This is a genomic window from Adhaeribacter pallidiroseus, assembly GCF_003340495.1.
Lineage (GTDB): Bacteria > Bacteroidota > Bacteroidia > Cytophagales > Hymenobacteraceae > Adhaeribacter > Adhaeribacter pallidiroseus.
Genome location: NZ_QASA01000001.1, coordinates 2,463,559 through 2,476,954 on the forward strand (window position 1 = coordinate 2,463,559; position 13,396 = coordinate 2,476,954).

Below are 13,396 nucleotides of genomic sequence, written 5' to 3' on the forward strand. Positions count from 1 at the left end.
CTTGGTATGTTCCTATTTTTAAAATTTTACTAATACGAAGCGGCATTATTTTCATCTTCCCGGAAAACTATTACGCTACTCCAGCCAAACCTGTTGGGTAAAAGCGCCATTTACGGCGGCATCCCACACTTCTACCCGTACCCATTTCTTGCCGTTCAGATTAGTTTTAAATTTAAAATTTTGCTTACCAAAAGCTTGCGTATTTTGTAAATCTATCTTTTCGCGGAACACTTGGCTACCATCGCCCGAAATAATCTCGGCAAATGTTAAGGGAAAGGTCCAGCTTACATCCAGGGCAATCGTTACTTTACCCTCACCGGGTAATTTCAGGGTTTCGCCCGATTTTTTACCATTTACGCTGAAGGTCGGTAAAAGAACTTCACCGGTTGTTACAAAAAACTTACCTTGCTGCATGGCATCCAGAATGGGTTGCCAGCCTTGGTTATAATTAGGCAGTTTATCGAGTTGTAAGTAATTTACGTTTAAATGGGCGTACATTTCGTTTTCGGGCTCTACGGTGAATAAGTCGGCTTCGGCAATCACGTGTTTTTTTAAACCCCAGTTGGCCATGTCATCCATCAAATCCAGCACGCGCTTACTTAACCGGGGTTCCGATAATTCACCGGGTATGTTTTTCCAGGCGGCTCCCATAAACCGATCTGATTTAAAAAAAGTTTCTTCTTTGTATTTATCCGGGTAGCCCGTGGATCCTTTGGTGCGGGCGTGGGCCGTCCAGGCCAGGCCATTTTCTACTTCCAGTAACTGCAGCATATCGTTTTTGTCGTTGATACGATACACTTTGCCGTACCGGGAGTCTGCGGTGACAAAGGGCATTTCGGGCTTCCGCGCCATAATCCAGTACACCGGTTTCGGGAAAAATTGCAGCCAGTGTCCGCCGAAAAATTCGTTGGGTTCTTCGCCGGGTAGCAACAGAAACTTGTCCGTGGATAAACGTTTGCATTGGTCGAACAACGCCTTTAATTCCTGCAAGCGCGGTTCATCCGGACCTTTCGGGTGGGCGGTATAATGAAACTCGCCCAGGTGTACGATGTCGATGCCGGTATTTTTAAAAACATCTACAAAGGTAGGCTTCTCTGGTACGGGTTTATTGGCCAGCACTACTTTCATAATAAATTCATTATGAAAATGGCTCGACATGGTTTTGTAGCCCGCCAAAGGCTGGTACGTATCGTTGTGGGTAAATTGCTTTACCTGGGTTAAGGTTTGCTCCGGCGATTCGGTACTGAGTAAACAGAAAAAATTGAGCCGCTGCTGGGTTTTGGGTGGGGCGTTAAACCAGGGTACATACCGGTCGTCGCCCATTAAATCCTGCCGGATACCTATTCCGTAATCCTCTACCAGATTGCGGTAGTTCTTACCCATCCAGGTAAATTTTAAATTAAAAGCTTCGTCGAGCGGGTAAAAATATTGATGCGGCGCCGGAAAAATAGCTAAGGTCCCATTACGGCCCGATCCCATAATGGTCCGGTATTTTACCCTTTTGGCTTCACTGTTCTGGTTAATGGTTAAGGGGATGGTTTGTAGTTTATTATCGGTATCCGACCAGGCAATGGTGTTCCAGGTGGGCGCTTTACTTACGAGACCGCCATCGTAGAGAATGGCCGTGGAATCTACTTCAGTAGCCATTACGGCGGCTACGTTAAACAAAGGGCTGCCATTATATAAAGTTATTTCTAACGCACCTCTAAAAGAGGCAGCTTTTACTTCCGATACCCGGATAACCGTACGGGAACCATTGGTTTTTACGCTGACATTGCGCTTATCAAACTCCACCAAATAAGCTTGATGCGGTTTTTTATGCGTTTTATCGAAAAAAATATTCCAGCCATTCTGCGAAACTAAATCGCGTTTTCCTACCGTTAAAATAAAAGCAGGATCTAGCGCTGTAGCAATTTCTTTCGTTACTCCTCCTTGAGTCAGTTGAATACTCGCAAATAAAGGAGCATCTTGATTTAGATTAAAAATTATTTTCCCTTTTTGTTTATTCTTTATCGGCCAGCTTACCTCTAATCGGCTGGCCGACGTGTTTACCTGCGCCCCACTGTTTTTTTTAAATTCGGCTAAGTCAACGGGGATTTGGGCCCGGGAAATAAAACTGATCAGTAGTAAAATAAGGGAAAAACTGTTTTTCATAGCTGATAGCGCGTAAAGACGAAAATACATATCCTACCGAATATTTATGGGTACTCTGACCTTTTTTTAAACTCGTAAGAATTAAAACTGAGGTAGAGCCAACCGATTAGTTAAGCAAGTACTAAGGGTTAATACAAACAAACCCGGCTGGTTTAAAACCAACCGGGTTGCCCATTTGCATTATAAATGTTATTGCAAATTTACCTTTTGCACCGGCGAGTAAATCATGTCTTCTATTCCCGCGATTTTTACCCCGATACGCGCGAAAACATAATTTTGCGATGGCACTATGGCACCAATCGCCTCAGTAGCAATACTTACATTATTTAAATCCGGAATGGCCGAACCGGCTAAATCAGCGGCTTTAATATTATTACCGGCGTCTACAAACTGGGTCCGGTTCACGTATAGCGAGACCCGTTCGACGTCTTTGGCATTCGCGTCGGTGATTATTTTGTTAACCGCTACCGTACTAGTTACTACCCGGCCACTAGTGGTAAATTGCGCATTCCGGATCATGTAATAAGGCGTTACTTCCAGGTCTAAGGTTTGGCTACCATTTAGGTTTACTGTGAGGCTGTCCGGGGCGTTAGTGGCAGTGGTTTTCCAAAGAAAAGGACCTTGCCCATTGGGAATGGTTAGTTTATAATCCCCGTTAAAAAGCACCGCCGAAAAAGTACCATCTTGCTTTACCGGCACCCGAATGGAGCTTCGATTTTGGTAAGCTTTTTCCCATAACTCAAAAAACACCGGAAAATCCGATACGTTGCCGCCGTTGGCGTTGGCACTTTGCACCAAGATCGGTTCGCCTTGGTAAACCAGGCGTCCGTCCAATACTGACTTAGGAGGTTCAAAATTATCTTTAGCACAGGATCCTAATCCAAAACCGAGTGCCATTATTACTAAATGTTTTAATTTCATTTTTCGATCTTTATAGATGTGGTTGCCTGCTTATTGATTCGGGTTCCGGATGATCAACGGATTATTGCTGATAATTCCGTCACTTATCCGGGAATAGTAGTTGCCTAACCGGAAGTTATGGCTTTCCGTAACGTTGTTCAGGTTCACTCTCCGGAATACCCATTTGTTATGATTAGCAGTGCCGGGATTGTAGATTTTGTAGGGATACAAAGCAAAAACCCGGGTACTGGGAGCCGTGGCCTTGCTGGGGTCTGTGGTTAAGTCGGTATTAGAACCGTTCCAGACCAGGTGCGCAATACGCCAGCGTTTGTAATCCCAAAGCTCGTGATTCTCAAAAGCCAACTCTACTTTCCGCTCGTGTACAATCCGGTCGAAGGTAATATCAGTGGAGGTTAACGGAATATTTAATCCGGCCCGGGCCCGTACCTGGTTCATGTAGGTTACGGCTACATCCGGCTGGTTTAACTCAAAAGCAGCTTCGGCGGCATTTAACAAAACCTCGGCGTAGCGGTAGCGCACATTCCATACTTCGCTTTGCGTACCAATCTGGCCGGAACCTAAAGCCGGGTCGTTGTGCTTGCGGATATAAAAGCCGCTCTCGGCCGAACCGTTACGGCCTTGAATGGGTCCGGAAGCACCCACCACTTGCACCGACGGACCACTGGGCTCCGGCACGTTTTTGAATTGGCCGAGTTGGTCACCGGATAAAATACTGTTATTAGCTAAAAGTAAACCAGCGAAAATATCAATGGGACGACCTTTAAATCGGGAACCGGGCACCAATACTGTACCGCGTAACCGGGCATCGCGGCCGGCAAATAAATCTTCAGGGTTATCGTACACAATATCCTCGTTACCTTCCTTAATGGCCAATGGCGCAAAAGTATTATCGAGTTTTTCAAAAGATTGCACCAGGTTGAGGGACGGATTTAAAAAACCGCCGACGTCGCCTTCTTCGGTAATACCGCGGGGCTGATTTTCCAGTGCAAAATTATGCACTTTCCCGCTCCGTAATTTATAATCCTCTACAAAGATGACTTCCGGGTTACCTGCTTTGTCCAGAATAATATTCGCGAAATTTTCGGATAAATCCGGCGTTTTCTGATACAAGGAATACAGGCCGGAGTTAATTAATTCCTGGGCAGCAGCCAATGCAGTCTGGTAATAACCTGTGGCCAAGGTAGCCGGTATACCAATTTCGCCGTTGGGTAAAGATACGGTGGGGGTAGTAGCGCCGTACTTCGCAATGGAACCCGCATACAAAGCTGCCCGGGCTTTGGTGGCAACCGCCAAGCCGTAAGTAGCCCGGCTCTTTTCGTTGGCATCCCGGGGCAAAATAACTTTAATTTCTTCCATTTCCTTAATCACAAAGTCGTAAATCTCCGACTCTTTGGCGCGTGGTTTCCGCAGGTAGCCCGCATCGCCGCTGTAATCGTAGGTGAGTGATTCCAAAACCAATGGTACCCCCCCCATGCGTTTCACGAGTTCAAAGTAAGCGTTGGCTCTTAAGTAACGAGCTTCGGCCGCAAACCGGGCTTTATCGGCTTCTGTTAAGGTTTCTGAAGTGTTTAATCTTTCTAAAAAAAGATTGATATCCCGGATATAGCCGTAATCCCAGTAATTCCATTCGTCGAAACTATAATCCCGGAAACGGTGGCGGTTATAATCGCGGGAAGCAAATGCTTCGTCGAAGGCAGCGTAATTACCAAAATTACCTGGCTCTTGATAATCCGGGATGCGGTTGTACAGGTTGGTAATGGCCGATAATACCAGCCGGGGATCGTTGTACACTTCATCTACTAACAAGATATTAGTAGGTTTTATATCCAGAAATTTATCATCGTTACACCCGGCATTCAGGGCAAGTGCCCCGATCAGAGCTATACTAAATTTTTTCATATTATATTGCTGATTCATCATACCTCTATAAGCTGAGATTAAAACCAAAGTTTACCAGTACATTCTGGGGGTATTGTAAGCCATTATCGTCGGTAACTTCCGGATCAGTGCCGTATTTCTTCACATTATCGAGCGAGAACAAGTTGTAGGTATTGGCGAACAGGCGCACCTTTTGTAGTTTAGCTTTGGTGGTTAAAGCTTGCGGTAAGGTATAGCCAATTTCAAAAGTCCGCATCCGGAAATATTTTACGTTGGTTAAGTATATATTTGAGTTTTTGTTGTAATTGTTATGATTGGCATCGTTGAAGCGCAAAGCCGGAGTACTCCCGGGAATCCACTCACTATCGGGGTTTAATGGATCGGCGCGGTGCCAACGGTCATCGAACATAAAACGGGGAACATTACCGGTGTTTTGAAATGGCCATCTTACTTCGTAGTTGCGGTTATAAGCATAACCACCCCCGCCCGAAAAATCAGCGTTCACATCAAAGCCATTATATCGAAGTGAAAAATTAAGCCCGCCGCTGTAAATAGGTGTGCTGCCAGTACCATACCCAATGGGTCTTTCATCGCGGCTGTTAATAATCCCATCGCCGTTTTCATCTTTATAAATATAGTCCCCGGGAATCATGGTGCGGTTGCCCTGGCCATCGTTATTGATGGGGTAATTATTTATTTCTTCCTGCGATTGGAACTGACCGGTTACATGATAACCCCAAAAGATATTGTTCCAGCGGTCTTGCCGCGAGTTGCGGTATTCATCTAAGGAATTACTGAAGGGAGCGCGGTAATCGGCAATAAACCGGTTGCGGCCATACAAGAAGTTCGCTCCAACCGAAAAATTAACTGCTCCTACTGTACCGTTATAAGTTATCGAGGCATCGCTCCCCACCACGGCGTCTTCATTCAAATTTTCCGGTGGCAACACGTACCCTATTTCGCTCGGTACAAATACGTCAAATCTTTCCTGTACTAAACCGGTCCGGTTCCGACGGAAGTAATCGATGCTACCAGTAACCTTATTGCTTAAAATAGAAAAGTCCACCCCCGCATCGAACGTTTTACTGGTAAACCAGGATACCCGATCTCTCACCGGTCCACGGTCTTGAGCCGCTACTACCGGATTACCGGACATTATACCAATACCTGCGGGATAATTGTAGCCGAGTAAATAATCAAAAGGGTCCAGATCAACATCCCGGTCAACTCTCCGGTCGTAATAACGTACGCCATCATCACCCAACTCGCCGTAGGAAGCCCGAATTTTTAAATCGCTCACGAAGGAGCCGTCGCCGGTTATGGATTTAAAAAATCCTTCTTCGGATATCCGCCAACCGACCGAAGCGGAAGGGAAGAAGCCGTACCGCTTATCCGGAGTAAATTTCCAGGAAGCATCGCGGCGGCCAGCTAGTTCCAGAAAGTACTTATCGGCGTAGTTATAATTAAACCGACCTACGTAACCTAAGCGGGCTTGGGTAAAATCCAAATCATTATACGTATCAATATCGGCGAATTGCAGAATAGGCAACACGTTGGTCTTGGGCACCGAATGCACAAATACTTCCCGTTCGCGTCTTTCAATCCGCTCGGTCAGCAACAAGCCGCCCACGGTGTGTTTACCAAAGGTATTATTATAGTTTAATTGAAACTGACCTACTGTTTCGTTTATTTTACGGGTAACGCGTTCCCGGTAGGGGTTTTGGCTGCCTCCGGTTTTCAGGTATTCCTCCGTATCGGGTTTGTAGGTATAGGTATCGTAGGTATACTCAAAAATATCCTGCAAACGGTCGGCATTATAATACGAGTACAAACCTTTGGCAACTAAGCCTTTAATAGGCGTTTGGTATTCGCCGGTAACCTGCGGGGTTACAATCGTCCAATCTTCGCGGAAAAAACCAGCATTTTTAAAATTTAAGTAGCCCCAGTTCGATGCCGGATTACTGATGTTATTAATATAGTTCGGGTTATCATTAGCGAAAGGCCGTTCGGTAGGTCGGTTCCGGAAAAGCGCAAAACGCGGGGCAAAATAATCATCGCCGCCGGGTACGCCCGGATTTTCGCGGGTTTCGATGCGACCGTTAATACCTAAACCCACTTTCAGATTATTCGAAATTTTAGCGTCGATGTTGGATTGTAAATTGGTACGGGCAAATGTAAATTCCCGGCCTAATACTGAGTTTTGGTCTAGACGGGTAGCCGAGATGTAGTAATTAATTTTATCGGAACCACCCGTAGCGTTGATGTTGATATTGGTTTGGGGAGAATTCTTCTTGATAATGTATTTGCGCCAATCAAAATTCTGGTAGCCATATTCGGTGCCGGCCCGGTATTTATCTAATTCCGATTGGGTGGTACTGGTAACGTTGTCCCGGTTAACCTCGGCTTCGGCTTTACCTAAGGCCCATTCGTACGCATTTACGGTTTCGGGAAAGCGGCTCCAGTTCTGAAAGCCGTAATAAGCATCAACATTTATCGTACTTTTCTGGCCATTCGCACCTCTTTTGGTAGTAACCAGTACCACTCCGTTCGCGGCCCGGGAACCGTAAATAGCCGCCGAGGCATCTTTTAAAACCGATATTGTTTCGATATCGTTGGGCGATAAGTTATTAAAATGCCCGGCATCTTTTTGTACGCCATCAATTACGAACAACGGGTTCCCCCCCATGTTCCGGATTTGAATGGCGGCACCCGCTCCCGGCCGGCCTTCGGCTTGCCGGAAGGAAACCCCCGGAATTTTACCGGCTAACAAACCACTTACGGTACTGGCGTGCACCCGGCTTAAATCTTTACTAGTAACTGCGGCCACTGCCCCCGTGATGGATTCCCGTTTTTGGGTACCATACCCTACTACCACTACTTCTTCCAAGGCTTTGTTGTCTTCGGCTAAAGTAACGTTGATAGTGGTACGGTTGGCAATAGCTACTTCTTGGGTAAGGTAACCAATAAAAGAAACTACGAGGGCACCATTAGTCTGGTCAGCTGGAATGCTCATGGTAAATTTTCCACCGCCATCGGTAGTAGTGCCGTTAGTAGTACCTTTAATTAATACCGTTACTCCGGGTAATGTTTCGCCCTTACCACTGGTTACAGTACCCGATACCGTTTGCTGCGCAAACGCAGCCAAGTGGCTGAATAAAAGAAAGGTAACCAGAAGCAGCAACTGGTTGGGGTTTGGGAAAAACCAGGCGTTCTGGTGGGTAAAAGAAGGAGGAGACTTTTTACGTAACAGGTTTTCCATATATTAATTTTATTTATTGAATAGGTGTTTTGTAAGCTGGTAAATCTGCTAAACAGGTAGTGGTTACCAACCCGCTCAGTAGGATTTTTTCTCGTAAGTATTCCACTAAAAAGGCAATAGGGTACTGTTACAAAAGTGGGTTAAATATCATTTAACTTACTCTTGCGCGTATTTGATATTATTGGTAGCAATGGGATTATTTTTTCATTCTCAGGAATAAAGTTTATGTACCCATAAAAGAATGTTTAATCGTTTTATTACTTACAATCAGGTATGAATTCCAGTAAAAAACTTTTACGCTTAAGCTAGGTAATAAATGTTCCACCTAATACCAACTAACAGATCCTGTAATAGAAATAAAGCTGTACCTTACGCAACCGGTTGCATAAACATATTATATTTTTTTTCACATCCAACAGTTTTTACCTTAATTTTTTAAATTTTTTATGAATCAGGTGCTATTTCCAGCTTAGGAGAATCAATTTTTAAAATTTTGCTTAGTTCTCCTAGATATGCATGCTTATACCGGGCGTGATATGGTTTTGGTTGTTTCTTGTTTTATGAAACAAAACCTCTAAAAATTGCAAGCCTTCTTGCGCCAGTTCATCCGGACTATTGGCTAAGGGCCGCCAAATGCAGGCGGCCTTGGCGAGTTCTTTGGAAGGTGCCCCGAAGGTTTCGATCACGATGGCACCCTCGTAGCCGATATCCACCAGGGCTTCTTTAATGCCTATCCAATCTAAGTGGCCGGTGCCGGGGGTGCCCCGGTCGCTTTCGTTGCCTTGCACGTGGCACAGGTAGTCTTTGCCAATGGCCCGGATGGTAGCCGGAATGTTTTTTTCCTCGATGTTGCTGTGAAAAGTATCCAGGGAAATTTTAACGTGCGAATGCCCTACTTCCTGCACCAGCGCTAAAGCCTGGTCAGCCGTGTTGATCATGTCGGTTTCAAAGCGATTTAGCGGCTCTACTCCTACCACCACGTTATAATCCGCGGCCATTTGCCCTACGTCTTTCAAGTTTTGGACGCACCAAGCCCGCTCTTGTTTTTTTTGCTCCGGGCCGACGTACCGGGTTTTGCCTACCGCCGAGTAAACCGGACCGGTAAATACCGGGCTATCCAGAGCAGCGGCAATTTTAATACAATCCTGTATGTATTGTTTGCCGTTTTTCCGGAAGGCGGCGTTGTCACTGGAAATATCCCGGTCCGGGCCAAAGGCGCCGCTAATGGTTATTTTTATTTCTAGCGCCTGCGCCAACTGCTTTAAATAAACCCAATCAACTAAATCGGCTTGCTCTACCGCTACTTCTAAAATAGCGTAACCCATTTTTTTTACTTTGGCGAGTAAGTGAAAATCTGCCGTTTGAAAAGGCGAAACCCAAATAAAAGTACTGGCACCCAAAAGAATCATGAGAAATCAGGTTTGGAGAAATTAGAAAATTTAAAAAATCTGGCGGCTAACTTGTTTACGCTTCTACCTGAGCCGGCACTTCTTGTAATTCAAAATCCGGGATGGCAATGCGCTTGCCATTGTTCATGGCTGATTCGTGGGCGCAAATACCGGCACAGGTGTAATTAGCGGCCAAAGCCGCATCTACCGCCGAATCCCGGCCCTCGATGATGGCCGCCACAAACTCCTGCACTAAATGCGGGTGCGAACCACCGTGACCGGCTCCCTGCAAAAAGGAAACGTGATTAGGGTCGTCTATTTTTTCGCGTTTGGTAAAGTGCTTAATGGGTTCAATTAGTAAATCGTCGGTATCAGGCACATTAATGCGGCGCGCGTTTTCGCCGCCGTCAAAAATCACGTGTTCTTCATCCTGTAATTGTTCCCACTCAAACGACATTTTGGTGCCGTATACGTCGTAGCTTTCGCGGTATTGGCGTACTACGTCAAACAAAGAACGGGTTGCTTCGGCCACTACATCGGAGTTTTTTAAGGTAAAGGTGGCGGTTTCCACGGCAAATGGCGAATTATACCGGCTGGCTAAATCTTCGCTTAACCGGCCGGAGCCGTGGCAAACCACGCTTTCGGCCTTGGTGTTGTTGATGCGGAGCAAAGGCGAAATGGCGTGCGTACCGTTTAACATGGGAGGGTAACCTTTCCAGTATTCGGCCCAGCCTTCCATGCTCATATCCTGAATGTGGGAACCGCGCACAAATTGAATCCTGCCTAGCTGGCCACTTTCGGCTAATTCCAGGCCATACAAAAACTCGCGGGTGTATAAAGCGGTTTCCATCATCATGTACACTTTGCCCGCTTTTCTTTTGGCTTCCACGATGGCTTGGCAGTCTTCTACGGTCATGGCCATAGGGATCGTACAGGCCGTATGTTTATTGGCGTTCAGCGAAGCCAAAGTCATTTTGGCGTGTTCCGGTACCGGCGTTACAATATGAATAGCGTCCACATCTTCGCGCAATGGCACGTCCTCAAAGTTCTCGAAGCATAAATCTCTATCCAGATTAAACTTAGCGGCCAGTTCCTCGATCGTTTGGCGGTTGCGGGTGCAAATACCCACGGCTTTAATGTTGGGGTGACTTTGATAAATAGGAATAAATTCTTTGCCAAAGCCCATGCCCACGATAACGACGGTAATTTGTTTCTGATCCATATTATATATTTTTAAATGATTAATACTATTCCATCCAGCTAGTCCGAGGCCGTTGCACTGGTTAAGTCCGGCTAATAGCTAGTTGGTTCTAAGCTGGTTTATATTGCTTTTTGATTATTTTTTTAAATTTTCAAGATGCTTCTGAGCATAAATTTTTAAAAAAATCTATCATAGCTCTTACTTAAGCACTGTTACATTCTATAATATCGCGAGCGTCCACGCTCGTGAGAAATATCGTCCGGCCTCTAGCCCGTAGAGAATAAAGCTATTCGCCTCGTTTCTGTACCTCTGATTGCCCGGCCAGAGGCCTACTGGATAGTAGACACGAGGCTGGAGCCTCGCGCCAGGTAAAACTTAATTTTTTGATAAAACGTAATAGCCTCAACTCTTATCGCGAACTTTTCTACGACTAAGCAGAATTCCGACAACAGAATATAATTAAAAGTAAACCAGCGCGTTACCAAGATTTAAAAATTTATCATCTAGTTAGTGCACCTCCGGAAATTGCGCAATCCGTAAAGTGGTACAGCCGTACGGAATTAAAGTAACTTCTTCCACGTCTTTACTAGTTTCCAAATCCGAGGTGATGCTGTAAGGCATGGGGCCAGCCATGTCGTTGTAAAGCTGCCACGACGGAATTTTCTTTGCTTTCGCCTTGATCTGGATAGGCGCATTAGCGACGCTCCATGGGAAAACGGCTACTTGCTCTTTGGTGCTGATGGTAAAATTTTCGGTTAATTTATTATCAGCTACGTGCAGCAAGCCATAATTCCAGGGTGTGGTGGGGCGAACTTCGATGTATTGCTGGCCGTACGCTACCGGGTCTTTGTCGTTCTTTACGGTTTTGCGATCTTCGCCTACTTTTAAAGCATAGGTAATAGGGCCACGTTCGATGGCTACCGCGTTTTCGTACCAGGTACTTCTAAATAAGTGCATGGGCAATTGCAGTTGCACCACATCCCCCGATTTCCAAGCGCGGTTAACCACTACTATTTGGTTGCCCGCCGCTTCTTGCCAAATTTTGCCATTAATGGTAATAGTGGCTTTTTGGCACCAGGCCGGCACGCGCAAGTGGAACGGAAAGTTTACAGATTTTACTTTTTTAGGGATAGTTAAGGTAAATTTGATCGCTTCGCCAAATGGGTAATTGGTTTCTTCAGTAAATTTTACTTCGGTGCCGTTAGCTACTTGGGCTTTTACTTCGCAGGGCGAATAGACTAAAGCGGCTAAGCCATTATCGGGTGTAGCGTACCACAGATTCTGGGTAAACTTGGGCCAGCCCTGGTGCATGTTAGAAGTACAGCACGGATAGCCGGTTAGCAAGCCATAACAAGCATCGGTGCCGCCGTGGTTTTGGTCGAAGTTGCGGATGTGCCGGGTAAGCATTACCTGGTTGGCCTGCTGAAAATACTGGCGGGCCATGTAATCCGGGGTAGTTTGGGTGGGCAGCGCATTAAAAGCAATTTTCTCCAGGTGATCGGCCAAGCTTACCTGCCCGGTAATGCCCAGCATACTTTCCAAAGAAAACATCATTTCTACGGCGCTGCACAATTCCGAACCTTGGGTAGGATTGTTGCCGTGCAGAGCTTCGTCGCCGCCGTACAAACCTTGCGCCTGCCCGTTAAATTTCCGGATATCGGCTAATCCTTTGTTGGTAGCATCCAGGTACTTGGGTTCGGGATGCTGCTGATAATAAATAAGTGGTTCTTTTAAACCTTGCGCTAAATTCACGCAATGAATGCTACCCGGGGTAGCCAGCATTTCGCCTTTCAAGAAGGCTCCGGTATAGTCAAAAGTTTGCTGATGAATGAGGTTGGCCAAGTCCAGCAGAAAGGCATCCTGGGTGATGTTGTACAGCCAATAAACAACCATTAAATTATCGCCGCCCCGGTAACGGGCCCAAAATGTCCAGTGGTCGAGGGGCGTTTTGGGTAACTCTTTTAACTGGTATTTAAAATAATTGGTCATGAGGGTGATTACCCGTTTGTCGCCGGTAGCGGAGTAATATTGCTTCAAGATTTTGAGCATCACCATTTTGGGCCACCAGTCGCGGCTATTATCGCGTTGAACCCCCGGTTCCGACCCATAGTCGGTTTTTGGCCCAAAATGCCCTTCGGTATCCTGACTTTGGAGCGCCCATTCTATCCAGGGTTTGGTTTTGGCAATTAATGCTTTATCCTCCAGAATATAAGCCAATGGCAATAGACCGTCGAGCCAGTAAGGACCGCGTTCCCACTGGTCGCCGTCGCCACCCAACCAGCCGTTGCGTTTGCCCATTACTAACGGATACAACTGATCTAATTGGCCCGTAGCTCCGTTTTTTTGCCGTACCAGCATTTCTTGGAGCCAACCCTGCGGTTTTATGGCGCCCAAGGGAAGTTCCTGGTACGGATTGGTTCGTAGCGGGGCTTTGTTGCCGCCGTAAAAGGTATTAACTCCTACCGTCGGGTGCTGACTACGTGCTTTTTCTTCCCAAGTTTGTTTTTGGGCCGAAGTTATTTCCTCATTACCTAAAAAGCAGAACGCGAAAATTAAAATCAGATTTTTTTTCATTTTTGCAGTTTCAGAATAGGA

7 protein-coding genes are annotated in these 13,396 nt (G+C 46.0%); all 7 read right to left on the bottom strand.

Translation table 11 applies throughout. The features are described 5' to 3' along the window. Positions 1-75: 75 nt before the first annotated feature. The 7 genes from AHMF7616_RS09780 to AHMF7616_RS09810 all read right to left on the bottom strand — a co-directional run bounded on the left by AHMF7616_RS09780 (position 76) and on the right by AHMF7616_RS09810 (position 13,375). Positions 76-2,154 carry a CehA/McbA family metallohydrolase domain-containing protein gene (locus tag AHMF7616_RS09780; protein WP_115372726.1) on the bottom strand — a complete coding sequence of 693 codons (2,079 nt, stop codon included), beginning with the start codon at positions 2,152-2,154 and terminating at the stop codon, positions 76-78. Between the two features lie 189 nt (positions 2,155-2,343). Further along, positions 2,344-3,051 carry a DUF3823 domain-containing protein gene (locus tag AHMF7616_RS09785; protein WP_233507436.1) on the bottom strand — a complete coding sequence of 236 codons (708 nt, stop codon included), beginning with the start codon at positions 3,049-3,051 and terminating at the stop codon, positions 2,344-2,346. Positions 3,052-3,105: 54 nt separating this feature from the next. After that, positions 3,106-4,974 carry a RagB/SusD family nutrient uptake outer membrane protein gene (locus AHMF7616_RS09790; RefSeq protein WP_115375535.1) on the bottom strand — a complete coding sequence of 623 codons (1,869 nt, stop codon included), beginning with the start codon at positions 4,972-4,974 and terminating at the stop codon, positions 3,106-3,108. Between the two features lie 25 nt (positions 4,975-4,999). Further along, positions 5,000-8,212 carry a SusC/RagA family TonB-linked outer membrane protein gene (locus tag AHMF7616_RS09795; protein WP_115372728.1) on the bottom strand — a complete coding sequence of 1,071 codons (3,213 nt, stop codon included), beginning with the start codon at positions 8,210-8,212 and terminating at the stop codon, positions 5,000-5,002. A 506-nt stretch (positions 8,213-8,718) separates the two neighbouring features. Beyond that, positions 8,719-9,621 carry a sugar phosphate isomerase/epimerase family protein gene (locus AHMF7616_RS09800; protein ID WP_233507438.1) on the bottom strand — a complete coding sequence of 301 codons (903 nt, stop codon included), beginning with the start codon at positions 9,619-9,621 and terminating at the stop codon, positions 8,719-8,721. A gap of 55 nt (positions 9,622-9,676) precedes the next feature. Then, entirely contained in the window at positions 9,677-10,822 is a 1,146-nt protein-coding gene (locus tag AHMF7616_RS09805; RefSeq protein ID WP_115372729.1) for a Gfo/Idh/MocA family protein, read from the bottom strand. 486 nt (positions 10,823-11,308) lie between these two features. Further along, on the bottom strand, positions 11,309-13,375 hold the full coding sequence (locus AHMF7616_RS09810; RefSeq protein WP_115372730.1) for a beta-L-arabinofuranosidase domain-containing protein: 2,067 nt from the start codon (positions 13,373-13,375) through the stop codon (positions 11,309-11,311). Positions 13,376-13,396: the final 21 nt, after the last annotated feature.